Origin of the sequence: Steroidobacter denitrificans (assembly GCF_001579945.1) — a bacterium.
Taxonomy (GTDB): domain Bacteria; phylum Pseudomonadota; class Gammaproteobacteria; order Steroidobacterales; family Steroidobacteraceae; genus Steroidobacter; species Steroidobacter denitrificans.
Window position 1 is genome coordinate 2,028,934 of the sequence record NZ_CP011971.1, and the last position, 23,790, is coordinate 2,052,723.

28 protein-coding genes are annotated in these 23,790 nt (G+C 62.9%); 4 read left to right on the forward strand and 24 right to left on the reverse strand.

The features are described from left to right. The first annotated feature begins 22 nt into the window (after positions 1-22). Genes ACG33_RS09325 through ACG33_RS16125 form a run of 3 tightly spaced genes read left to right on the forward strand, consistent with a single transcriptional unit; the run spans position 23 to position 1,256 of the window. Entirely contained in the window at positions 23-727 is a 705-nt protein-coding gene (locus ACG33_RS09325; protein ID WP_066920628.1) for a CsiV family protein, read from the forward strand. A 56-nt stretch (positions 728-783) separates the two neighbouring features. Then, a complete protein-coding gene (locus tag ACG33_RS09330; RefSeq protein WP_210398987.1) occupies positions 784-1,104 on the forward strand; it encodes a ribbon-helix-helix domain-containing protein in 321 nt (106 codons plus the stop codon). Beyond that, positions 1,101-1,256 (forward strand): hypothetical protein, encoded by a 156-nt coding sequence (locus tag ACG33_RS16125; RefSeq protein ID WP_157071735.1) that lies wholly within the window; start codon positions 1,101-1,103, stop codon positions 1,254-1,256. The genes ACG33_RS09330 and ACG33_RS16125 overlap by 4 nt, the downstream gene beginning before the upstream one ends. A gap of 59 nt (positions 1,257-1,315) precedes the next feature. Here the strand turns inward: ACG33_RS16125 and ACG33_RS09335 are convergent, their stop codons facing one another. The 22 genes from ACG33_RS09335 to ACG33_RS17055 form a co-directional block, all read right to left on the reverse strand. Continuing rightward, a complete protein-coding gene (locus tag ACG33_RS09335) occupies positions 1,316-2,299 on the reverse strand; it encodes a diguanylate cyclase domain-containing protein (RefSeq protein WP_066920632.1) in 984 nt (327 codons plus the stop codon). Further along, a complete protein-coding gene (nagZ, locus tag ACG33_RS09340; protein WP_066920635.1) occupies positions 2,300-3,352 on the reverse strand; it encodes a beta-N-acetylhexosaminidase in 1,053 nt (350 codons plus the stop codon). Between the two features lie 7 nt (positions 3,353-3,359). Next, on the reverse strand, positions 3,360-4,853 hold the full coding sequence (rlmD, locus tag ACG33_RS16745; RefSeq protein WP_237392604.1) for a 23S rRNA (uracil(1939)-C(5))-methyltransferase RlmD: 1,494 nt from the start codon (positions 4,851-4,853) through the stop codon (positions 3,360-3,362). Continuing rightward, positions 4,850-5,668 carry a 3'-5' exonuclease gene (locus ACG33_RS09350; RefSeq protein ID WP_066920637.1) on the reverse strand — a complete coding sequence of 273 codons (819 nt, stop codon included), beginning with the start codon at positions 5,666-5,668 and terminating at the stop codon, positions 4,850-4,852. The genes rlmD and ACG33_RS09350 overlap by 4 nt, the downstream gene beginning before the upstream one ends. A 94-nt stretch (positions 5,669-5,762) precedes the next feature. Next, a complete protein-coding gene (gene acpS / locus ACG33_RS09355; RefSeq protein WP_066920638.1) occupies positions 5,763-6,143 on the reverse strand; it encodes a holo-ACP synthase in 381 nt (126 codons plus the stop codon). Between the two features lie 13 nt (positions 6,144-6,156). Then, positions 6,157-6,909: a pyridoxine 5'-phosphate synthase gene (gene pdxJ, locus ACG33_RS09360; RefSeq protein WP_066920641.1), complete on the reverse strand. Its 753-nt coding sequence runs from the start codon at positions 6,907-6,909 to the stop codon at positions 6,157-6,159. A gap of 7 nt (positions 6,910-6,916) precedes the next feature. Continuing rightward, positions 6,917-7,693: a DNA repair protein RecO gene (recO, locus tag ACG33_RS09365; RefSeq protein ID WP_066920643.1), complete on the reverse strand. Its 777-nt coding sequence runs from the start codon at positions 7,691-7,693 to the stop codon at positions 6,917-6,919. Positions 7,694-7,702: 9 nt separating this feature from the next. Next, complete coding sequence (gene era / locus ACG33_RS09370) at positions 7,703-8,617, reverse strand: GTPase Era (protein WP_066920645.1); 915 nt, start codon at positions 8,615-8,617, stop codon at positions 7,703-7,705. After that, positions 8,614-9,306, reverse strand: coding sequence for a ribonuclease III (gene rnc / locus ACG33_RS09375; protein WP_066920647.1), 693 nt, complete (start codon positions 9,304-9,306; stop codon positions 8,614-8,616). Before rnc ends, era begins: the two co-directional genes overlap by 4 nt. 6 nt (positions 9,307-9,312) lie before the next feature. After that, complete coding sequence (locus ACG33_RS09380; protein ID WP_168160057.1) at positions 9,313-9,678, reverse strand: DUF4845 domain-containing protein; 366 nt, start codon at positions 9,676-9,678, stop codon at positions 9,313-9,315. 161 nt (positions 9,679-9,839) lie between these two features. Further along, positions 9,840-10,631, reverse strand: coding sequence for a signal peptidase I (gene lepB / locus ACG33_RS09385; protein ID WP_066920651.1), 792 nt, complete (start codon positions 10,629-10,631; stop codon positions 9,840-9,842). Positions 10,632-10,633: 2 nt separating this feature from the next. Continuing rightward, entirely contained in the window at positions 10,634-12,430 is a 1,797-nt protein-coding gene (lepA, locus tag ACG33_RS09390; RefSeq protein ID WP_066923126.1) for a translation elongation factor 4, read from the reverse strand. 299 nt (positions 12,431-12,729) lie between these two features. Next, the gene (locus ACG33_RS09395; RefSeq protein ID WP_066920653.1) at positions 12,730-13,038 is read right to left on the reverse strand and encodes a glutaredoxin family protein; all 309 of its coding nucleotides are present in this window, start codon (positions 13,036-13,038) and stop codon (positions 12,730-12,732) included. A gap of 13 nt (positions 13,039-13,051) precedes the next feature. Beyond that, positions 13,052-14,053, reverse strand: a complete 1,002-nt coding sequence (locus tag ACG33_RS09400) for a MucB/RseB C-terminal domain-containing protein (protein WP_210398988.1) — start codon at positions 14,051-14,053, stop codon at positions 13,052-13,054. Positions 14,054-14,058: 5 nt separating this feature from the next. Then, positions 14,059-14,676: a sigma-E factor negative regulatory protein gene (locus tag ACG33_RS09405; RefSeq protein ID WP_066920657.1), complete on the reverse strand. Its 618-nt coding sequence runs from the start codon at positions 14,674-14,676 to the stop codon at positions 14,059-14,061. A 128-nt stretch (positions 14,677-14,804) separates the two neighbouring features. Continuing rightward, positions 14,805-15,380, reverse strand: coding sequence for an RNA polymerase sigma factor RpoE (gene rpoE, locus ACG33_RS09410; protein ID WP_066923129.1), 576 nt, complete (start codon positions 15,378-15,380; stop codon positions 14,805-14,807). Between the two features lie 285 nt (positions 15,381-15,665). Continuing rightward, complete coding sequence (locus tag ACG33_RS09415; RefSeq protein WP_066923132.1) at positions 15,666-15,911, reverse strand: FAD assembly factor SdhE; 246 nt, start codon at positions 15,909-15,911, stop codon at positions 15,666-15,668. A gap of 33 nt (positions 15,912-15,944) precedes the next feature. Further along, positions 15,945-16,727, reverse strand: a complete 783-nt coding sequence (locus ACG33_RS09420) for a succinate dehydrogenase iron-sulfur subunit (RefSeq protein ID WP_066920659.1) — start codon at positions 16,725-16,727, stop codon at positions 15,945-15,947. A gap of 63 nt (positions 16,728-16,790) precedes the next feature. Then, entirely contained in the window at positions 16,791-18,575 is a 1,785-nt protein-coding gene (gene sdhA, locus ACG33_RS09425) for a succinate dehydrogenase flavoprotein subunit (RefSeq protein ID WP_066920662.1), read from the reverse strand. A gap of 8 nt (positions 18,576-18,583) precedes the next feature. Continuing rightward, a complete protein-coding gene (gene sdhD / locus ACG33_RS09430) occupies positions 18,584-18,979 on the reverse strand; it encodes a succinate dehydrogenase, hydrophobic membrane anchor protein (RefSeq protein WP_066920664.1) in 396 nt (131 codons plus the stop codon). After that, positions 18,976-19,335 carry a succinate dehydrogenase, cytochrome b556 subunit gene (gene sdhC, locus ACG33_RS09435; protein WP_210398989.1) on the reverse strand — a complete coding sequence of 120 codons (360 nt, stop codon included), beginning with the start codon at positions 19,333-19,335 and terminating at the stop codon, positions 18,976-18,978. Before sdhC ends, sdhD begins: the two co-directional genes overlap by 4 nt. Positions 19,336-19,495: 160 nt before the next feature. Continuing rightward, entirely contained in the window at positions 19,496-19,723 is a 228-nt protein-coding gene (locus ACG33_RS17055) for a DUF1674 domain-containing protein (RefSeq protein WP_066920668.1), read from the reverse strand. Between the two features lie 264 nt (positions 19,724-19,987). Here ACG33_RS17055 and ygfZ point away from each other — a divergent pair, with 264 nt between their 5' ends. Beyond that, on the forward strand, positions 19,988-20,869 hold the full coding sequence (gene ygfZ, locus ACG33_RS09445) for a CAF17-like 4Fe-4S cluster assembly/insertion protein YgfZ (RefSeq protein WP_066920670.1): 882 nt from the start codon (positions 19,988-19,990) through the stop codon (positions 20,867-20,869). Positions 20,870-21,179: 310 nt separating this feature from the next. On the opposite strand, the gene lysS is transcribed toward ygfZ, so the two are convergent. Both lysS and prfB read right to left on the reverse strand, forming a co-directional pair. After that, positions 21,180-22,676, reverse strand: coding sequence for a lysine--tRNA ligase (lysS, locus tag ACG33_RS09450; protein WP_210398990.1), 1,497 nt, complete (start codon positions 22,674-22,676; stop codon positions 21,180-21,182). Next, a protein-coding gene (prfB, locus tag ACG33_RS09455) for a peptide chain release factor 2 (protein WP_157071736.1) occupies positions 22,676-23,771 on the reverse strand; the annotation gives its coding sequence in 2 pieces (ribosomal slippage) (positions 22,676-23,698 and positions 23,700-23,771; 1,095 coding nt in all). Before prfB ends, lysS begins: the two co-directional genes overlap by 1 nt. Positions 23,772-23,790: the final 19 nt, after the last annotated feature.

Consider the following 23,790-nt stretch of genomic DNA (forward strand, 5'->3'; position numbering starts at 1 on the left):
CCTTAGACGTTAGAATCCACGCATGAGTACGCTGGCCACGATGAAGCCGATCGCGCGACGGATGATGCAGGTGGCAGTCCTGCTGGTGCAGGGGCTGCTGGTGCTGGGCGCCGGTTCGGGCCCGGCGCGTGCGCAGCAAGCGGAACTGCAGTCCTATGATGTCGAACTGATCATCTTCAGGACGCTGTCCTCGGACGCCACGGCGGAGGACGGACCCCGGGAAGCGGATACCGGGCCGGCCTTCTTGCTGCCCGACGAGGAACACTCGCCCTTCGATACCGGGCCCGCCGATAGCGGATCGTCCGATACCGGGTCGTCCGATACCGGCGCCCGCACGCTCTCACCCGCCGCCGAGAATTTCCCCGCGCTCCCGGCATCGCGCTATCAGCTCACCGCCATCGCCGACACCCTGCGCCGCAGCCGCAATTACCGTCCCCTGGCTCATTTCGGCTGGACGCAGCCCGGCTACCCGCGTCATGCAGCCAGATTCCTGTCCATCGACTCGAAGGTACCCGCCGGCAGCGGGCTGAGCGGCCGGATCGCCCTGACGCGCGGGCGCTATCTGCACCTCACACTCGATCTCGTCCTGGAGACGGCGACCTCCCCAGGCCATCCCGTGGCGCACTACCGGTTGCAGCAGAGCCGCCGCATGCGCAGCAACGAACGCCACTACATCGATCATCCGAATTTCGGTGTCATCGCCCTGATCACCCCGTCCGGCGAGTGACGTGCCAGGCGACGAATTAGACCAATAAGGGCAATAAATGATAATATGTGCGACAAATGAATGAATTTGTACGACAATCTGCTACTCATTCACGAAGTAAGGCTCCTGTGTCCGGACGTATCAACGCCCGCCTGTCCCGGCCTTTGGCCGAATTCGTAAGCCGCATGGTCGGTGAAACGGGCCTTTATGAAACTCCCAGCGAATACATCCGGGACCTGATCCGTCGCGACATGGAACGACGCGAGGGCCAGTTCCTGCAGGACACCATCCTCACCGGCTACCGCGATCTCGCTGCTGGCCGCATATTCGAGTCGAGCGGCGACTTCAAAGCCGACATGGCCGTGCTCGATCAGAAAGAAACCAACGGTTGGCAATGACTGAACCCGTTGCGCGTTTTTTCCTGGCGCGCCGGGCCGCCCTTGATCTGCGATCTATTCACACACATTCACGCCATGAATGGGGCGAGGACATCGCCGACCTGACGCCTGCGTTCCTTGCCGAAGTCGAAAAATTGAAGCGTAGCGTGTGATTCCGCCGGTGTCATCGCCCTGATCACCCCGTCCGGCGAGTGACGTGCCAGGCGACGCGTTAGTCGTCGGCCTCTCCGACCACCCGGTTCTTTCCCTGGCCCTTGGCACTGCGCAAGGCCGCCAAGGCGGCCTCGTAGAGGCGTTCATGTCCCCCGTTGCGCGCCGGCACACACGACACGACCCCGGCGCTGGCCGTGACGAAACGTGACACGGCCGAACGCGGATGATGCACGCCCAGCTCCCGCACCCGGGCAATGACCGTCTCCGCCATCGCCTTCGCCTGTGGCAGTTCCAACCCCGTCGCCAATACCGCAATCTGATCGTCGCCGAAACGGCCGCACAAATCGCTGGCTCGCCGGAAGCATCCGCCGATCGCCCGGGCGATCCGCTTGAACGACTGCTCCGCCCCGGATCCGCCGAACACTTCCTTGTACTGCGAATAACAATCCAGATCGAACAACAGCAGGCTGAGGCGCCGGGACTCACGCTGTGCCATGCCCCATTCGCGTTTCACCTGATCGTCGAAATAGGACCGGCGCAGCAGTCCCGTCAGCTTGTCGTCGCGCACATATGCCAGCATGGACTGAGTGCTCATCGCAGGGTCGCGCGCCTCCTGAGGATCGACGCGGCTGTCGATGCGGCTGCGATCGGTGTATTCGTGGTGGAAACTGACGAAATGGGTCACCTCTCCCCGGGCATCGCGCATCGGCGACAGCGTCACCTGGTGCCAGAACAAGGTTCCGTCCTGACGGCAGGTGCGCAGCAAGGCACGGCAGGAAACGCCTTCGTGCAAGGCGCAGCGGAGTTTTTTCAACCCGTCCTGTAACTCCGACGCCGGCAGACGCATTTGTTCGTGTTCCAGTAGTTCCTGTCCAAGCAGGGCCGATGCCTCGCAGCCCATGAGGCGTTCCATGGCAGGATTGACGAACACCACCGGCCAGCGCCCATCGCGCGCCTCGCACACGACCACCCCCTCGGGGGCGCAATCCACGGCGGTTTGCAGCAGGCCCGCATCGATACGCAGGGTGGCGTTGGCGCTCATTCAGGCATCCAGTTCTAGATCCGGCCGCTCCAGGCAGCCCTGGACGGCCCGTTCGCAGCTCAACCACTGTGGCAATGCACGCAGCGCCAGCCGGTCCAGGCGGGACTCCCCCCGCTTGCCATGCAGGCGTGCCATGCGAATCTGGCTGGAAGGATTCCCTCTTCCCTGCATGGCGTCGATGACTTGCAGCACACCTTGACGATTATTGCAACACGACAGGACGTCACACCCCGCCGCCAGGGCCGCCTGTGCCCGGGCCACCATGTCCCCGGCCACGCCGGCGCCCGCCATGGACAGATCATCGCTGAATATGGCCCCCTGAAAGCCCAGCCGGCCGCGCAGTTCCTCTTGCAGCCAGCGCGAGGAAAATCCGGCCGGATGCTCATCCACTGCGGAGAACAGCACATGTGCGGCCATGATGGACGCCAGTCCGTTCTCGATCAGGCGCCGGTAGGGATACAGATCCTCGGCCAGATCCGCCAGCGTCCGCCGATCCACCGGCAGCGCCACGTGGGAATCCGCCACCACCGCTCCGTGCCCTGGAAAATGCTTGGCCGTCGCCATCATGCCTGCCTCGCGCATGCCTCCCATGAAGGCGATCGCCAGTTCCGCAACGATATGCGGGTCGCGATGAAACGCCCGATCGCCGATGACCGAACTCATTCCATAGTCCAGATCCACGCAGGGCGCGAAGCTTATATCGATGTCCACCGCCCGCAGTTCCGCCGCCATCAGCCAGCCACACTGCCGCGCCAAAGTCCGGCCCGCCGATGCATCCAGATCATAGACCCGTCCCAGGACCCGCATGGACGGCAGCACCGTGAAATCGTGGCGGAATCGCTGCACCCGCCCCCCCTCATGATCCACGGTCACCAGCAAAGCCGGCGTGCGCAGTGCGCGTATCTCGGCCACCAGGCGCTCCAGTTGCCCGATGCTGTCGAAATTGCGGGTGAACAGGATGACGGCGCCGATCGACGGATGCTGCAACAGTTCGCGATCCTCCGGCGTCAGCTCGACCCCTTGCACATCGATCATCAATGGACCCAGCGTCATTGACACCTCAGCGCGTGAACAAGGCCATGGATTCGACATGTGCCGTATGCGGGAACATGTCCATCACTCCCGCCGCCTGCAGCCTGAAACCATGCTCATGCACCAGGATACCGGCATCACGCGCCAGGCTTGCGGGATGACAGGAAACATACAGCACTTTGGCGGCGCCGCTCTGCGCGATGAGCGGCAGCACATCCCTGGCGCCCGCCCGCGGTGGATCGAGCAGGATCTTGTCATAGGAGCGAGCCTCCCAGGGCCGCGCGGCCCAGGCTGCCTGTATCGCCGCCTCGTCCTGCGATGACGATGCGCCGGATGCCGGCAAGCCGCCGGCCCGCGCATCACGGCGCGCGCCTTCCCGGACACGCGCCGCCAGGATTTCGTCGGCCAGATTCGCCACATGGAACTCAGCGCTCGACAACCCGTTCGAGCGGGCATTATCGCGCGCCCGCGCGATCAGTGCCGCCTCTCCTTCCACCCCTACGACCTGTGCGCCGCGGCGTGCCAGGGGCAGGGAGAAATTGCCGGATCCGCAGTACAAGTCCAGCACCCGCTCCCCCGGGGCGGGCTCCAGCAATGCCACGGCGCGCTCCACCATCGCGACATTCAACACCGTATTGATCTGCACGAAATCGGTGGGCAGGAAGCGCACGTTCACATCGAATCCCGGCAGTCGGTACGACAGCAACCCCTGGTCCTGCAAGGCATCGGCTCGCGGCGCAACCTCTGCGGAATCCGCAGCGGGCAGCGGCGTCACGGTGTCATAGCCGCCGGGCTGCAGATGGATGCGTACCTGATGTTCAGCCGCGAACTGCCGCAGCGACGCGAGATCCTGTGGATTCGGCTGGGCCAGCACACGGATCACCAGGGCCGCCGCCGAATCTCCCGCCGCCGCCTCGACCTGCGGCACCCGGTCACGAATGCTCAGGCTGCTCAGCAACTGCGAAAGCGGCTCGATCAAGGCATCCAGCGGCGGCTGCAGCACCTCGCAGCGCGCCAGGTCGGCGACATAGGATGTATTGCGTTCCCGAAAACCCACGAGCGTACGTTTTTTTTGGGGCACCCAGCGCGCGCCAAGCCGGGCGCGGCGGCGATAATGCCAAACCCCTGTTTGCAGCGGCGCCAGGGTCTGCGCCGCCGTGACCCGCCCGATACGCATGAGGGCCTCGGTCAGCTGGCGCTGCTTGAACGCGATCTGTCCCGCCGGAGACAGATGCTGCAGGGCACATCCTCCGCAGATGCCGAAATGCGCGCACTGCGGCGCCACTCGCTCGGCGGACGGCTCCAGCACCCGCACCAGGTGTCCCTCATCGAAGCTGCGTCCACGCTTCAGCCGCACCCACTCGACCCGCTCGCCCGGCAGCGCCTCGTCGATGAACACGGCTTTGCCATCTACATGAGCGACGCCGCGACCGTCGTGCGCCAGATCGGCGATGAGCGCCGTCTCCACTACCCGCGGCGTACGCGTGCGTACCGGGGTGGCAGCCCGATCGGAACGGTTCAAGCGCCCCGCTCCGCGCCTGCAGTACCCTGAACAAGACCGGCGGACTCCTCGGGCCAGGCGGCCAGAAACTCCTGAAAATGCACCTGCGGCTGCGCCTTCAGCATCTCCCGGACGCGCACCACCTCCATTCGATATTCATCGAAGGAGAAGCGGCCTCGCATGAGTTCGAAACGCAAATAGATCAGATACGTATTCAGGACATCGGTTTCGCAGTAATTGCGGATGTGCTCGATCTGTCCAGCCAGCCAGGCGTCCCAGACCTTGTCGCCGCTCATGCCCAGCTTGCCCGGCAGGCCCAGCAGCAGCGCTGCCGACTGCAGACTCACGCGGGCGCGCGGCTGGTAGCTCGCCAATACATCCATGAGATCCAGATGACGGCGATGATAGCGACTCAGATAATTGTTCCAGCGAAACGCCTGATCGTTCTCGCCGCTCTCCCAGTAACGCGGCGCGGCGATACCATGACGCAGCGCACGATAATGCAATACCGGCAGGTCGAAACCGCCGCCGTTCCAGGACACCAGGTCCGGCGTGTATTTCTCGATACCGTCGTAGAATCGCTGAATGATTTCCGCCTCGGGTGCCCCCGGCTCTCCCAGCGACCACACCTTGAATCCCTCGCGCATGCGCAGTCCGACCGAGATGGCCACGATACGATGCTGTTCATAGGAGAGGAACTCGTTGCCTACTTCCTCACGGCGCTTGGCCTGCATGACGTAGCCGACCTGCTTGTCACTCAAGTCGTCCAATCCGTAGATGCGCCGTCCCAGCTCCACGTCGGGAATGGTTTCGATGTCAAAGGCAAATACGGTCATATCGATGTCGGCGCCTGTAAGGAACGTCGGGCGGCCCGATTCTACAGCGCCGACCACTCACAGAGGACTTTCAAAGGGCATCGGCCATCCCCGCTCAGCGCCGCATCAGCACCGCCACTGCGATGATCAGTTCCGCCTCGTCGGTCAAGGTAACGTGCCCCTCGCCGATGCCCAGGCGCTCGCATACCTGCTGTCCCTGTGCCGACCAGATGATCTCCGGTTTGCCCCAGTCGTTCGGCGCGACGCCGCAATCACGCAGCCACATGCCGTGGGCGAAGCCCGTGCCCATCGCCTTGACGACTGCCTCCTTCGCCGCGAAACGCATCGCCAGGAAGCGCGCCGAGCGCGAATCGTGGCGATAGGCCTGCAATTCCTGCGGCATCAGCAGATGTTTGGCGAAACGTTCCCCATGGCGCTCCAGGATCCGCTGGATCCGCTCCAGACGCACCACGTCGGTGCCGATCCCATGGATCATCGCCGCACCCCGGTCACGAGCCGTTCCCGATGCCGGCGACGCGCGCCGCCAGCATCAGGCGTTTCATTTCCCGTACCGCCTGCGTCAGGCCATCGATCACGGCGCGCGCAATGATGGCATGACCGATGTTCAGCTCCACGATCTCATGGATGGCCGCGATCGCCTGCACATTGTGATAGTTCAGCCCATGTCCCGCGTGCACCCGCAATCCCAGCCGCGTCCCATGACGGGCCGCCTCCTGTACGCGCCGCAATTCCCGCGCCTGCCGCTCACCGCGCCCCTCGGCATAGGCGCCGGTATGCAGTTCCACGACCGGAACGCCCAGCGCGGCTGCCGCCTCGATTTGCACCGGCTCCGGATCGATGAACAGCGAGACCCGTATCCCCGCCCGCGCCAGGCGTACGCACGCCGGCGCCAGCACCTCGCGCTGCCCCACCACGTCCAGCCCCCCTTCCGTCGTCAGCTCGGCGCGCCGTTCGGGCACCAGGCAGCAGTCCGCCGGCCGCACCTCGCAGGCGATCCGCACCATTTCCTCGGTCGCCGCCATCTCCAGATTCACGCGCGTCTGCAGTGCTTCCTGGCACATGCGCACGTCCCGCTCGCGGATGTGCCGGCGATCCTCGCGTAAATGGATGGTGATACTGTCCGCGCCCGCCTGCTCGGCGATGAGCGCCGCGAACAAGGGATCCGGATAAATCGTGCCGCGCGCATTGCGGAGCGTAGCGACATGATCGACGTTGACGCCTAGATGCAGGATGGAATGCATACAAACCTCAATTGCCTCTTCTGAGCGCCATCATCACCTGGCGGCTCTTCAATTCACGGCCTTCCAGGCAGCGATCGAGCGCCATGCGCAACAACCGGCGCGCAGCAGCGCAATCCGCCTCGTGCAGATCCTCGCGTGCCAGCGACATCAGCATCGCGCCGGAGTAGAGCATGGTGCCCGCCGGCCCGTCGTTCTGCGCCAAGTGTTCGTCGTGACCTTCGTCCGCGCCGCATTCAGACGCCCGCACCGCGCCCTGTTCGATCCGGTAGTGGTACATCGCCTGTGGCTCGAGGGGCTCGCCTGAGACCGCGTCGCGATCGAGCGCCAGTCCATAACCCAGCGCATCGAGCAGACGCTTCTCGAACAACCGCAACGGGCGCAGTGCCTCGGACCCGCTTTTCAGGGCCGCGATCGTTTCGTCGTAGAACGCGAATACCTCGGCATGCCCGTCATGGCGGGCAAACAGCTTCATCAGCAGTTCGTTGAGATAGAATCCGCTCACCAGATGCTGCGGGGGCAGACCCGACACCGCGCCGTCGAACTCCGCGTCCGTCAACCGGCCTGCCTCGCCCTGCCCCATCCAGGACAGCAGCAGGCGATTGAACGGCTGCAGCGTGGAGATCAGCGCCGCGCCGGATTTTCGCGCACTGCGCGCGCCTCGAGCAAACACCGATACCCGTCCGAAATCACGGGTGAACAGCTCCAGGATCCGACTGGTATCGCGATACGGCCGATGATGCAGCACATAGGCCGGCTGCAGTTGCACTCGACGTGCATCCGGCATGGCCACCGGCTATTCCTCGTAACCCAATTGGCGCAGCGCCTTTTCGCTGTCGGACCAGTTCTCCTTCACCTTCACCCACAATTCCAGGTGCACCGGGCGCTTGAACCGTTCGCTCATTTCCAGGCGTGCCGCACGCCCCGTCTCCTTGAGCTGCTCGCCGCCCTGACCGATGACGATGGCCTTCTGGCCGCTGCGCTCCACCCAGATCACGGCGTTGATGTACAGACGCCCCTCCTCTTCCTCGAACCGTTCGATCCCCACCGTAATGCCGTAGGGCAGTTCCTGATGCAAACGCAAGGTGAGTTTTTCGCGCACGATCTCCGCCGCCTGGAACTCATCGGATCGGTCCGTATGCTGCTCGGGCGGGAAATGCGGCGGCGATTCCGGCAGATAGCGGGCAATCAGCGGCGCCAGCGTATCTAGATTGCTGTGCCGGCGCGCCGACACCGGAATGACCTCGACGAAATGCGCACGCCGGCTCATTTCCTCGATGAAGGGCAGCAGGCGCGCCCGCGGCGTCACCTTGTCGACCTTGCTGAGCACCAGGATGATGGGCCGACCGATGCGCACCAGTTCATCGAGCACGCGCTGGTCCGCATCGGTCCAGCGCAGCGCTTCGACCACGAACAAATTGACATCGGCATCCTGCAAGGACGTCAATGCCGCGCGGTTCATATGACGATTCATCGCGCGCCGAGCGCCGGCATGCAGGCCGGGCGTATCGACGAATATGATCTGTGCCTGGGGCTGGGTCAGGATTCCCAGAATGCGATGGCGTGTAGTCTGCGGCTTGTGACTGACGATACTGATCTTGCGGCGCAGCAGGGCATTGAGCAGAGTCGACTTGCCTACATTGGGCCGGCCGACGATCGCTGCGAAGCCGCAGCGGTGGCCGCCATCGGATGGGGATGAATCCTGGTTCACGAATCCTCACGAAGCTTACGATCCAGATCTTGCAACAACTGCTGGGCGGCGGCCTGCTCTGCGCTGCGCCGGCTGAAGCCGCTGGCCGCAGCGGCGAGATCCAGCGCGGCAACCGCACAACGCACCTCGAAACGCTGATTGTGCGCCTCGCCGCTGATCGCCTCGACCGTATATATCGGCAAAGGCAGGGCACGCGCCTGCAAGGCTTCCTGCAGACGGGTCTTGGGATCCTTCAATTCCGAGGCGCTGGGCAGGCGTTGCAGGCGCGGAGCCATCAGATGCTCGATCACTTCGGCAGCAGCTTCAAAGCCGCCATCCAGGCAAATCGCCCCGAACAGCGCCTCCAATGCGTCTGCCAGAATGGATTTGCGCCGCGTGCCGCCGGACTTCAGTTCGCCCGATCCCAGCCGCAGCTGCCCGCCGAGTTCGATCTGCGCGGCGATGGCCGCCAGTGCCTCCCCGCTGACCAGGCTGGCGCGAAAGCGCGATAGCTCGCCTTCGTCGGCTGCTCCGAATTCACGAAACACCAGCATGGCGACGACACAGTTGAGTACCGCATCGCCCAGAAACTCCAGGCGTTCGTTGTGCTGTCCGCCCGCACTGCGATGGGTCAGCGCGGCGCCGAGCAGCGCCGGATCACGACAGCGATAACCGAGCGTGTCGTGCAACCATTCAACCGCGGTCTTCAATACGCCCTACTGGTTTACGTCGACGGTCTTGTCGAAATCGACCACCAACGACACATTGCCGATGAACGGCGCCTCGGCGCGATACCAGGCGCGCATGCTGTAGCCGTTGCCGCTCCTGCGAATCTCGACCTCCTTGGGCTGCAGGCTGGTGATGTCCTCGATCGTCCAGCGCCGATCCAGCGAACTGCGCAGTTCTCCCGGGCTGGTACGACTCCCGGCGGCTTCCTTCGCCGTCTGGTCCAGGGCGCGCGCGACCGCCATGAATTCCATATACAGCGGAACCAGGCGAATGGCGCCATACAACCCCAGGCCCAGTATCGCGACGATGACGAGCATGCCGATGAACGTGGCGCCACTCTGATGATCTCGCATTTGTTTTGCTTCCTGGTTGGTCCTGGTTTTTTTGACGTTGTCTGGACGTCGAGGCCCGGTTCGCTGCACTCCGGTTTCCCCCAGCGCCGGATACAAGATACCGCAATCACCGGTCATTCATCACCGGCGGCCACCCCCGACCCTCGACAAGTTATCCTTCCCTACCCAATAGGCATGCCGATTCGTCCCCAGAGCGGCGCGGACGGAAGCTTCCAATTCAACCATATACGTACCGCCTTGCCGACGAGGTTGCCCTCCGGCACGAAACCGACTTCCGGATAGCGGCTATCGCGGCTATTGTCCCGGTTGTCGCCCATGAAGAAATAATGCCCCGCGGGCACCACGTCATCGTACTCGCGCGCATAGCGTTCCGGGATATAGAGCACCTCATGAGTGGCCTGACCCAGCTTTTCCACACCTATACGCGCACCGGTGTGGCCATGCCCCTGATAGACCCCGTCAAGCTCCAGCCGCACCGCCTCACCGTTGATGAAGACCTGCCGGTCGCGCACCACCACATGATCGCCCGGCAGCCCCACCAGGCGTTTGATGTAATTCGTCGCCGGGTCGGAAGGCAGCCGGAACACGATGACATCGCCGCGCTGCGGATCGCCGATCGATACGACCTTGGTGTTCAGCACCGGCAGGCGCAGACCGTAGGAGTACTTGTTGACGAAAATGAAATCCCCATCGAGCAAGGTCGGCATCATGGAATCCGAGGGGATGCGAAACGGCTCGAACAGGAAGGAACGGATCAACAGCACGATCAGGATGACAGGAAAGAACGAGCGCGCATACTCCACGATCACGGGATCGCGCGCTTCCTCGGCGGATGCGCCGCGCGCCGCCGCAGACTGCAGACGCCTGGCCTTGAACAGCCAGCTGTCCATGCCCCAGATGATGCCGCTCACCAGGGTGGCTGCCACGAGAAGGAATGAAAAATCGAAGATCATGCTTATTTTTCCTTGCCGATCTGCAGCACCGCCAGAAATGCCTCTTGCGGAATTTCGACCGAACCTACTTGCTTCATGCGCTTCTTGCCTTCCTTCTGCTTCTCCAGAAGTTTGCGCTTGCGTGAAATATCGCCGCCATAGCATTTGGCGGTGACGTTCTTGCGCAATGCCTTGACACTGGCACGCGCCACGACATGGCTGCCGATGGCGGCCTGAATCGCGATCTCGAACATCTGGCGCGGAATCAACTCCTGCATCTTGTCCACCAGTTCGCGGCCGCGCTGATAGGCATTGTCCCGATGCACGATGATCGACAGGGCATCGACACGATCGCCGTTGATCAAGACATCCAGCCGGACCAGCGGCGCGGTCTCGAAACGATTGAATTCGTAGTCGAACGAAGCATAGCCGCGGCTGACCGACTTCATGCGATCGAAGAAATCCATGACGACCTCAGCCATCGGGATTTCATACTGCAGGGACACCTGGTTGCCCAGATACTGCATCTTGATCTGCCGGCCGCGCTTCTCCGCGCACAGCTTCATGATTGCGCCGACGTAATCCGAGGGCAGCAGGATATTCGCCGTGATGATGGGTTCGCGCAGATCCTCGATCTCATTGCTGGGCGGAAGTCTCGCGGGATTATCGACGTACACCACGGTACCGTCGGTGCGTTCCACCTCATACACCACCGTAGGCGCGCTGGTGATCAGATCGAGGCCGTATTCGCGCTCCAGCCGCTCCTGCACGATATCCATGTGCAGCAGGCCGAGAAATCCGCAGCGAAAGCCGAATCCCAGCGCCGTGGATACTTCCGGCTCGTAATGCAGGGCCGAATCGTTCAACCTGAGCTTGGACAGGGCGTCCCGGAAGGACTCGTAGTCCTCGGAATTGACCGGGAAAAGGCCGGCAAACACCCGCGGTTGCACCTGCTTGAATCCCGCCAGCGGCGCACTCGCCGGCCGGCCGTCCAGGGTGATCGTATCGCCGACCGGTGCGCCGTCGATGTCCTTGATACCGGCGATGACGAAACCCACCTCGCCGCTTTCCAGCGATTCGGTGCGCACGGACTTGGGCGTGAAGCGCCCGACCTTGTCGACCTGATGGGCGCGGCCCGTCGACCATACCCGGATCTTCGCTCCGGTACGCAAAGAGCCGTTCACCACCCTCACCAGCGACACGACGCCGACGTAGTTGTCGAACCATGAATCGATGATCAACGCCTGCAGCGGCGCCTCGGGATCGCCCTTGGGAGGCGGCACCCTGCGCACCAGCTCTTCGAGCAATTCGGTGACATTCAGGCCGGTCTTGGCACTGACGCGCAGGGCATCATGCGCCTCGATACCGATGATTTCCTCGATTTCCTTGATGACTCGGTCCGGATCGGCCGACGGCAGGTCGATCTTGTTCAAGACCGGTACCACTTCCAGCCCCTGCTCGATCGCGGTGTAGCAGTTCGCGACGCTCTGCGCTTCCACGCCTTGGGCGGCATCGACCACCAGCAGCGCGCCTTCGCAAGCAGCCAGCGAACGTGATACCTCATAGGAAAAATCCACGTGTCCGGGCGTATCGATCAGATTCAATTGATAGGTCCGACCATCCCTGGAGAGAAACTGCAGCGACACGCTCTGCGCCTTGATCGTGATGCCGCGCTCGCGCTCCAGGGCCATGGTATCGAGTACCTGGTTTTCCATTTCGCGCTGCGCCAGCCCGCCGCACAGCTGAATGAACCGGTCGGCCAGCGTGGACTTGCCGTGATCGACGTGGGCGATGATGGAGAAGTTCCGTATGTGATTCATATATGACGGAAATTTACGCAGCACAATGGCGCCCGCAGCCCGTGACCGCAGGAGCATTCGCACTCTGGCGCTGAATCCTGAATGATACCTCACCGGCTGCGGTCACACGGCGGGAGATGCATACTCCGTATATGGAGAGCGTTGTCTCGGCCATGATGGATATTCTTCCCATTTTCACGGTGGCGCTCCATATCTAAAAATCGGCTTCATCAGTGGCGCCCGAGCAAAAGTCGGCGGCTCCAGGTAGAGGTAAGCGGTAACGGAGCAAGCAATCGCCGCTCCATGGACCGCCCCCGGAATCAGCCCAGATAAGCCCGGACGCGCTCTACGTCCAGCCGATAGGCGCAGACGAATTCTTCGTCGGCCATCAGCACGGGAATGCGGATGGCGTACCTGCGCTCCAGCACCGGATCCAGGGAGATGTCGACGATCCTGATCCGCTGCACATCCTGCGGCGGCAGCAGCTGCACCAGCTCGGCCAGCAGCTCGTCGCACAGGCTGCAGTCGGGGCGGCTGTACAGCGTCCATTGCGCGGGCCGCGACGAGGCGCCGTCCGGCACAGGATTGGCAACAGGCGGATCGGTGCAGGAAGGATCGGCGGAAGACATCGAGACTGTGGATTCAGGGAACCGGGGCCACATCCGGCGAGTGTACCGCCGTAGCGCCGTCCTTGGTCACCCCTGCCGCGATTGCCTCGACCGTGGCGGGCGGAACCTCACCCACCGCCGTCACCTGATGGCCGTCCAAGCGCCGGGAAAATGCGAATGCGGCACCCACCTTGCTCAGACCATTCATGGCCTCGGTGTCAGGATTGCGCGGCTCGATGAATACCGACACAGTGGCCAGACCGTCGGAATACACCAGATGCTGCACCGGCGTATTGGAGCCGGCGACGATCTGCAGGCGCCAGGCCGTGAGACGAAATCCTGCCGGCAGGCGCATCACGCTCCATTCCACGCTGCGCGACAAGCGTGGAGACTGCACATCCTGCCGGATCCAAGTATAGCCCTCACCCGACACGGCGGACTCGAGCGCCGCGGCGGGAATGCGCTCCTTGAAATTCACCTCGGCGAACAGGATCTGTTCGATCACATTGCCGTGGCTGTCGCACAGCTGCGATTTCAGCGGCATGGCGGTCTCGTGATCCAGCCACAGACGATAACCGTAGCGAAACTGATCGCGCGGCTGTACGGAGATGATCTGCGTGCGCCGCCCTAGCATCTTGGTGGAGGGTCCTCGCTCGATCTTGTAGTGGACCTCCAGATCCTCGCTGTAGCGAGGCACCGTCGAGATCAACGTGCCGGTCTCCTTGCGCCGGTCTACGAGCACCGTGCGCCGGTCGGGCAGATAACAGATGACCTCGTTCTGGGTGCGAATGACCTCCCGGCCGCTGCCATCCAAGGACACCAGCCTTTCGGTGACTCTACCCCGGTCCACACGGTGAATGATCCGCATGGTCTCGGAACTCGAACCGCGCAGATGAAAAAACCGCCCATCGTAATTGCGGGTGGAAATAGCCTGCGACATGCGCTCCAGCCAGGCGCGTGCCTCGCGATCCCCATCATCACCGCGTGCCCCTGCAGCCGACACCAGTAGCAGCAGCAGCAGAGAATACTTGTGCATGGACATCAAGGTGCCTGCAGCGGAGTATCGGCGATCGTATCGAATCCCGCGCCGCCCAGCCCGGCCTGCGGATAGCCGGCCTGGGAATCCAGATCGTCGGCCAGCACACCGGTCAGAACCGAGCGGCGCCCCAGGGGCGATGAATACTCGCTATGCGCTACCACGTAGTTCGTCAGGCGTGTCGCCGGGGCGGTTGCCGTGCCGCGTATCTGGGCGACCGGTTCAAAGACCTCGACCGGCTCGAAAACCGCGGCATCATCGAATACCGCCTGGCCCGGCATCCATCCCAACTGCTGTACGCCCAGCACGACCGCGCCCGCCACACCCGCCGCGACGGCCATGCTCATCACAGGCCGTATACGACGGACCAGCGCGGCGGACCAGCGCATCGAGGTGCGCAGCGTCGGTTCCTGTTCCAAAGCTGCCATGACATCCGCGGCGAAGCCGCGAGCCGCCGCCACCGGTTTATCGCTGCGCAGCGCCTCGCCGATAAGTGCGTAACGCCGCATGACCTCGCCCAGATCAGCATCCCGCGCCACGCGCTGCACCAGTAAATCGATCTGCGCCTTCGACAACTCGGCATCCAGGCAAGCGGAAACCTGTTCCTTCACCGCATCGCTCATGACTGCATCACCCGCTTCCGCAACATCTTCGGCTTCCTCGCGGCAAATCGCTCGCCAGGCCGCCCCCCGCGGTCCAGCACATTCCTGTTCATCGCTTCAGCCATCGCTCCGGCGTCAGCCTTGATTCTTCAGTCCAGCAAGGGTTTGAGCTTCTTGTCGATCGCCTCGCGAGCACGAAAAATTCGTGAACGCACCGTACCGACCGGGCAATCCATGGCATCCGCAATCTCCTCGTAGGACAGGCCCTCCAGCTCGCGCAATACGATGGCGGTGCGCAGATCCTCGGGTAATTGCTCCAATGCACGCTCCACCACCTCGCGGATCTCGTCCGTCAGCAGCACCCCTTCGGGCGTATCTGCCTCCTTCAATTTTGCATGGCGGTCGTACTGATCGGGATCCTGCAGATCCAGATCGAAATCCACCGGCCGGCGCCGGTTCGACACCAGCGCATTCTTGGCCGTATTGATGGCGATGCGGTACAGCCATGTATAGAAAGCGCTGTCGCCGCGGAACGTACCCAAGGCCCGGTAAGCCTTCAGAAAAGCCTCTTGCGCCACGTCCTCCGCCTCGGCAGGATCGTTGAGGAAACGTCCCACCAGCTTCAGTACCCGATGCTGATACTTCAGCACCAGCAGATTGAAGGCCGACTTGTCGCCTGCCTGTACCCGCTCCACCAACTGCTGGTCGGTGTCCTCCGCGGTCATCGGCCTGCTTCTCCGGGTGGCGCATGCGCAAGCCATATCGGCTGCCCGCGCACGCACAGCCGCTGCTCCATCCTCCTGCGAACCGAGCCGGCCGCAGCCCGCATGACTGATGGCCACGCCGAAGCGGTGCGGGCGGCACCCGTGAACAGATACTGGCTAGACTGATATCGAGTGGGAAAGTTCTGCGAAAAAAAACGGGCACCCGGGGTCGCGACGCGACCGCTATACCCCCGGCGGGAATCCCCGCCGGCCGGACCGCCGGGACACATCCCGGGCGCCGATCGTTCAAGTATGGGCTGCGCAGAGCTGGTCGATGACATGAACCCATTCCGGATCGGCCGGCACCTCACGGCGCACCAGGTAAGCCTGTAGTTGCGGATCCGGCAGGTCCAGCAATGCCTCGAATGCCTGTCGTTCGCCTTCCGGGGCGCAAGGATAGCGTTCCCGCAGATAGCGTTCGAGTAGAACATCGAGTTCGCGCATGCCGCGCCGGCAGCGCCAGCGCAACAAACCGATGGGTGTAGAGGTCATCTCGGCCCTGCCGAGAATACCGCCGGGCGGCACTCAGTGTTGCCGCTCGGCGATCTTTTTCTTGATTTCCGCGATGGCCTTGGCGGGATTCAGACCCTTCGGACAATATTGGGTGCAATTCATGATCGTGTGGCAGCGATACAGGCGGAACGGGTCCTCCAGATAGTCCAGACGCTCGCCGGTCGCCTCGTCGCGCGAATCGACGATCCAGCGATATGCGGCCAGCAGCACCGCCGGGCCGAGATACCGGTCGGGATTCCACCAGTAGCTGGGACAGGCCGTGGAGCAGCAGGCGCACAGGATGCACGCGCTGGGACGATCGATCAGTTCCTGATCTTCCTTGGACTGCAGGCGCTCGCGATCCGGCGGCGGCGGGCTGCGTGTTTGCAGCCAGGGTTTCACCGCCGCATATTGCGCATAGAAATCGGTGAGATCCGGGACCAGATCCTTGATCACGGGCATATGCGGCAGCGGATAGATGTTGACGGTGCCCTTGATGTCCTCGGTCGCCTTGGTGCAGGCCAGAGTATTCATTCCGTCGATATTCATTGCACAGGAGCCGCAGATGCCTTCGCGGCAGGAGCGGCGAAACGTCAGGGTCGAATCGATTTCGTTCTTGATCTTGATCAGTGCATCCAGAACCATGGGACCGCAGGCATCCATATCGATCTCATACGTATCTACGCGCGGATTGGCGCCGGAATCGGGATCGAAACGATAGATCTTGAAATTGCGGATATCCTTGGCCCCGGCAGGCGCCTTGAACGTCTTGCCAGGGGTGATTCTCGAATTCGCGGGCAAGCGAAACTGGGTCATTTTTGCTCTATCCTCGCCTTCGGCGTCTGGTCTCCGCTCCGGAGGCCGTGAGAACGCCCTGGTTCAGTACACTCGTGCCTTCGGCGCCACGGTCTCGACTTCGTCGGTCAACGTATTGAGGTGCACCGGCCGATATTCGAATCGCACGCCACCCTTCTCATCGACCCAGGCGAGCGTGTGCTTCATCCAGTTTTGATCGTCGCGCTCCGGATAGTCCTCGCGCGCGTGAGCGCCACGGCTCTCCTTGCGGTTGACGGCCGAGTTGATCGTGGCGACCGCCTGGCCCAGCAGGTTCTCCAGTTCCAGCGTCTCGATCAGATCCGTATTCCAGATCATGGAACGATCGCTGATGCCGACATCGGCGAACGACTGGAACACTTCCCCCAGCTTCCCGATGCCTTCCTGGAGGGTTTCCCCGGTGCGAAACACAGCGGCATGCGCCTGCATGACACGCTGCATGTTCAGGCGAATCTCGGCCGTCTTCAACGGCCCATTCGCATTGCGCAGACGGTCGATACGGCTGATCGCCTGTTCCCCGGCATCCGCGGCAAAGGGGCGGTGACGCATCCCTGGCTTGACGGTCTCGGCGCAATGGCGTGCCGCCTCGCGGCCGAACACGACCAGGTCCAGCAACGAATTGGAGCCCAAACGATTGGCGCCGTGCACGGAGACGCAGGCGGCCTCGCCCACCGCCATGAGGCCGGGCACGACACTGTCCGGATTACCATCCTTGTAGGTCACCACGTCGCCCTGCACGTTCGCGGGCACACCCCCCATGTTGTAGTGGACCGTGGGCAGCACCGGAATGGGCTGGCGGGTCACATCCACGCCGGAGAAGATCTTGGCCGTCTCGGCGATGCCCGGCAGGCGCTCGTGGATGACATCGGCCCCCAGATGTTCGAGATGCAGAAAAATATGATCCTTGTGCGCGCCGACGCCGCGGCCTTCGCGGATCTCGATCGTCATCGCCCGGCTGACCACGTCGCGGGAGGCAAGATCCTTGGCGTTGGGCGCATAGCGCTCCATGAAGCGCTCACCCTCCGAGTTGCGCAGGATGCCGCCTTCGCCGCGCACGCCTTCCGTGATCAGGCAGCCCGCCCCATAGATGCCGGTCGGATGGAATTGCACGAATTCCATATCCTGCAGCGCCAGGCCGGCGCGCAGCGCCATGCCGCCGCCATCCCCGGTGCAGGTATGCGCCGAGGTACAGGAAAAGAAAGCACGTCCGTAGCCGCCGGTCGCAAGGATAGTCTTGTGGGCACGAAAACGATGCACGGTACCGTCGGCCATATCGATGGCCACCACGCCGCGGCACTCGCCGTTCTCCATGATCAGATCGACGGCAAAATACTCGACAAAGAATTGTGCCTCGTGACGCAGCGCCTGCTGGTACAGGGTGTGCAGCATGGCATGGCCGGTGCGGTCCGCGGCGGCGCAGGTGCGCTGTGCGGTGCCCTTGCCGAAATGCGTGGTCATGCCGCCGAAGGGACGCTGATAGATGCGTCCGTCGTCGGTCCGCGAAAACGGCAGACCGTAATGCTCCAACTCGATGACTGCGCCCGGCGCCTCCTTGCACATGAACTCGATCGCATCCTGATCGCCCAGCCAGTCCGATCCTTTGACGGTGTCGTACATATGCCAGCGCCAGTCGTCCTCACCCATATTACCCAGCGCCGCGCTGATGCCGCCCTGCGCCGCCACGGTGTGACTGCGCGTCGGGAAGACCTTGGTGATGCAGGCGGTCGACAGGCCCGAATGTGCCAAGCCGAAAGTGGCGCGCAAACCGGCCCCGCCGGCGCCTACCACGATGACGTCGAAAGTATGATCGATGAACTGATACGCGCTCATACCGCCCCTCAAACCGTCAAGGGGCCCACGCCCGCAAAAGCGATGCGCAGCACCGCGAAAATACCGAAAGCCGCAACCACGACGTGCAGGAAGGCGGCCAGTAACAACGCTCCGACCTTCAACCCGCCATGGACATAGTCTTCGATGACGACTTGCACGCCGAGAAACGCATGCAGCGCAGCCGTGCCGGTCAACAACACCAGCAGCACGGCGTTCACCGGCGCACCGATCCAGGCGAGCACCGTCGCATAGGCGAAATCGGGCATGCGCAGCAGCGCCGTCACGAACCATAGTGCCAGGAGTGCCAAGGCGATGGCCGAGACACGCTGCGATGTCCAGTGCGCGACACCGCTCTTGGCCGAGCCGTTGCCCAGCGCGCGAGCCATGGGAGTGCGCAGACTCATGCCGCACCTCCACCCAGGCACAGCAGCGCCCAGAAGCAGATCGTCACCGTCACCGCGGCAATGAAAACGCTCCAGCCGCTGATCCTCGCGGTGCGTTTCTCGAAACCGCGGCCGGTGTCCCATACGAGATGGCGAAAACCGTTGAGCAGGTGATAGAAAAAGGCATAGGAGAATCCCACCAGTACCAGCTTCATCAGCGGATGGGCGAATACTCCCTGTAGCCGTGCATAGCTGTCCTCACCGCCGGCGGCGCTGATCAGCCAGCAGACGAACAACAACTGGCCGACGCTCAAGGCACAGCCAGTCACGCGATGCATGAAGGACAGCACCATCGTGTATTGGAAACGGTATGTCATGAACGGCGATAGGGGCCGTTGATGCCTGGTCGTGCTGCTCAAGTTCACCCCCATCCGGCCGCTGCTCGAGCGGCACCGGTACTCATCCTCTTAAAACCAGCCGATGCCGTACAAACCGGCAGGCTACGAATCACCCCAAAACCCAAAACCTTGATGGCCTTCAGAAATCGATGCAGCGGCCCGCCTTTTCCCAATCGCCGAAGCGCGTGGGCTCCGGTCCTTCCGGACCACCATGCTCCCGGCTCCGCGGAGCCTCTCCCGAGGCCGTCTGTGCAGCTATCGGGTCTTGCGCCGGCGCCGTGATGGGCGAAGCCGACATCTGCTCTGCAGGAGCTCCCCCGGGTATGATCGCCTTCCGGTCCCCGTCCTCGCTCACGGCATCTCCCATAACGCGAACATGGCACAAACGGCGGGATTTGTGCCGGCGAAGGATTCGGAGGATGATTGTCGATTACCCAGCGCCATGTGGGTAGTGTGCCAGATATGCATCGAGGGCGAAACCAGGCTACTTTCGTATGTGGCGAGGCCTGTATTCATATTTTGCGAACGACTTGCGGCGTACCGCATGTCGAGACCCGATGCCTCACGAACCGTCTGCGTGCGACGCCGCACCGATCATCCATGACCCGAACCGCTCCATGACCTGTCTGCCATGACATCGACCTCCAGGACACTGCTGGGCACCCTTGCAGTCACCGGCGCAGATGCACGCACCTATCTGCAAGGGCAACTCACCGCCGATCTCGATCGACTCGAGGCCACGCAGGTGAGGCTGGCCGGCTGCAACTCGCCCCAGGGCCGCGTGCAAGCGGTCCTGTGGATGATCGAGCGCGGCGATGACATCGTACTGATCCTGCCGGATGCGATGATCGACTCGACGGCGGCACGACTGCGCAAGTACGTGCTGCGCAGCCGGGTGAACATCCAGATGCGGCCGTTGCAAGTCCGTCCAGCCACGCTGCCCGCGCCGCTGGCGGCGTCCCTGCGGACGCCAGCAGCATCCATCACTGATGCATCTCGGGAACCCACGCATATCGAGCATGGGACCGACAGCTACGTACGTCTGCCCGGCCTGGAATCCTGGCTGAGACTAGCCGGCGAGGCGCCCATCGCACCGGATGAGGCGGCGCAATTCGATGTACGGCTGGCGTACCTGCGTGCCGGACTGCCGCAAGTCTATCCGCAGACCCACGAAGCGTTCGTTGCCCAGATGCTCAATCTGGATCTGCTCGATGGCATCAGTTTCTCGAAGGGCTGCTACACGGGCCAGGAAATCATCGCCCGGGCGCATTATCGCGGCGCCGTCAAGCGGCGCATGTTCCGCTTTCACGCCGCCTGTCCGCCGCCCGACCCCGGCACGCGCGTTCTCGCCGGCGCCAGCCATGCCGGTGATGTCGTGGACGCCGCCGCGGCAGGCGATGGCTGCGAGTTGCTCGCCGTGATCAGCCTGGCGCAGCTCGAGCAGGCACTGCATCTGGAAGGCCAACCCGCCGCCGCGCTGGAGCGCATGACGCTGCCCTACCCGGTCGCCTGATAGCGCGGCTCCCGCTCGAAGTCTGTGCCCTCCATGTCTTCAAGATTCCGAGGGCCCGATCCAGATGCTGAGAACCGTACGGTGGATGCGGCTCCGCTTGTGAGAATCTGTAACGATTGCGCGGCTCCCGCTCCAGGTCTTCGTCATCTGTGCCTCGAAATCTTGAGGGCACAGATGACGAAGACCTGGAGCGGAGCCGCATCCACCGTACGGCTTTCAGCATCGAGAGCAGGAGCAAGAACGGAAATCGGAAGCCGGATGGGGTGTGAGATGCATTGTCGACAAGCACCCTGGGCGACATCGGACCGGCCTATCCCTCCGGCCGCATGTAGGGGAACAGCAGAACGTCGCGAATCGATGCGGAGTTGGTCAACAGCATCACCAGGCGGTCGATGCCGACACCCAATCCCGCGGTCGGCGGCAGGCCATACTCCAGCGCACGCACATAGTCGGCGTCGTATTGCATGGCCTCCTCATCGCCGGCGTGCTTGTGCGCCAGCTGCTCCCGGAAACGGTTCGCCTGATCTTCCGGGTCATTGAGTTCCGAGAATCCATTGGCGATCTCCCGGCCGCCGACAAAAAACTCGAAGCGATCCGTCAGGAACGGATCGGCATCGTTGCGGCGCGCCAGCGGCGAGACTTCAGCCGGATAGGCGTATACGAAAGTCGGCGCGCTGAGGCGATGTTCGGCCGTCTTCTCGAAGATTTCGATCTGCAGCTTGCCGGCGCCGTGGCCAGGCGTATAGGCGATGCCCAGGCGATCGCAGTGTCCCCGCAGATACGCCACATCACGCAGCTTCGCGCGCTCGATGCCCTGATTGAAGTGCACGATCAAGTCCTCGACCGTCACGCGCCGGAAGGGCTGTGAGAAATCGAAGGTTTCTCCCTGATACTCGATGTACCGGGTGCCTTTCAGCACGTCGCACAGCCCCTGACACATGCGCTCCAGCATATTCATCAGGTCGATGTAGTCGGCATAGGCCTGATACAGCTCCAGCATCGTGAACTCGGGGTTGTGCCGGGTCGAGATACCTTCGTTACGGAAATTGCGATTGAGCTCGTAGACGCGCTCGAAGCCGCCGACGACCAGTCGCTTGAGATACAGTTCGGGCGCGATGCGCAGATACAGCTGCAGATCCAAGGCATTGTGATGGGTCACGAAGGGGCGTGCCAGCGCACCTCCGGCGATGGCCTGCATCATCGGCGTTTCGACTTCCAGGAAATCCATCGCGTCGAGAAAGCTGCGCAGGTATTTCACCAATTGGGTGCGCAGGCGAAACACCGCTCGGCTCTCGGGACTGATGATGAGATCGACGTAGCGCTGACGGTAGCGGGTTTCCTGATCGGACAATCCATGCCACTTGTCGGGCAGCGGGCGCAGCGACTTGACCAGCAGCCGCAGCTTTTCCACTCGCACCGACAGCTCGCCGGTGCGGGTCTTGAACAGCAGGCCCGCCGCGCCTACGACGTCGCCGACATCCCAGGTCTTGAATTCCTCGTAGGTCTCACCCAGCGCATCGCGCTGCAGGAACAGCTGGATATCTCCCGAGCGGTCCGTGATCTTGGCAAAGCTGGCCTTGCCCATGACCCGCTTGGCCATCATGCGTCCGCCCACCGCGACACGGACGGGATTGGCGTCGAACCACTCCGGGGCACGATCACCGTAGGCCGTCAGCAGCTGATCGGCGAGCGCGTCACGCCGGAAATCATTGGGAAACGCCACCCCGGCATCGCGCAGCTTCTGCAGCTTGGCGCGCCGCTCGGCAATCAGCTTGTTCTCATCTGCGGACATCACATCTGCGGACATTACAGCCCCTGCTTCAAGCTCGCTTCGAGAAATTCATCCAAGTCGCCGTCCAGCACGGCGGTGGTGTTGCCGACCTCGACGTTGGTGCGCAAATCCTTGATGCGCGACTGGTCGAGCACATAGGAACGGATCTGATTGCCCCAGCTTACATCGGACTTGGCGTCCTCCAGCACCTTCGCCGCGGCATTGCGCTTGTTCACTTCCAGCTCATAGAGCTTGGCCTTCAGCAGCTTCATCGCTTTATCGCGATTCTTGTGCTGACTGCGCTCGGCCTGGCAGGCTACGACGATGCCGCTGGGTTCATGGGTGATGCGTACCGCCGATTCCGTCTTGTTGACGTGCTGACCGCCGGCGCCGCTGGAACGATACACATCCACGCGCAGGTCGGCCGGATTCACATCGATAGCGATGTCCTCGTCGATCTCGGGCGAAATGAACACCGACGCAAACGAAGTATGCCGCCGGGCATTGGAATCGAAGGGAGACTTGCGCACCAGCCGATGCACGCCGGTTTCGGTGCGCAGCCAGCCGTAGGCGTGATCGCCGCCGAAGCTGACCGTCGCACTCTTGATCCCGGCGACCTCTCCCTCGTTGCAGTCGATGATCTCGGTCTTGTAGCCATGCGCGTCGCCCCAGCGCAGATACATGCGCAACAGCATGTGCGCCCAGTCCTGCGCCTCGGTGCCGCCGGCGCCTGCCTGGATGTCGAGAAAGCAGCTCCGGGAATCCATCTCGCCCGGGAACATGCGCTGAAATTCGAGCTTCTCGATATCCTTTTCGATGCGCGCGACGTCCTGTTCGATCTCGCCGATGGCGAGTTCGTCGTTTTCCTCCACCGCCATGTCCAGCAATTCGCCGGCGTCGGCCAGCGCCCGCCCGATCCGCTTCAGGTTCGCGACCACCGCTTCCAGGCGGGCGCGCTCGCGCCCGAGTGCCTGCGCCTTCTCGGGCGTATTCCAGATCTCGGGATCCTCCAGTTCGCGGCTTACCTCGTCGAGACGTTCGCTCTTGGTATCGTATTCAAAGAAACCCCCTGAGCGCCTCGCTGCGCCCGGCCAAGTCTTCGAGTGAACGGCGGATATGATTGATTTCCATGGTGCCTGGCTTGCTGGGT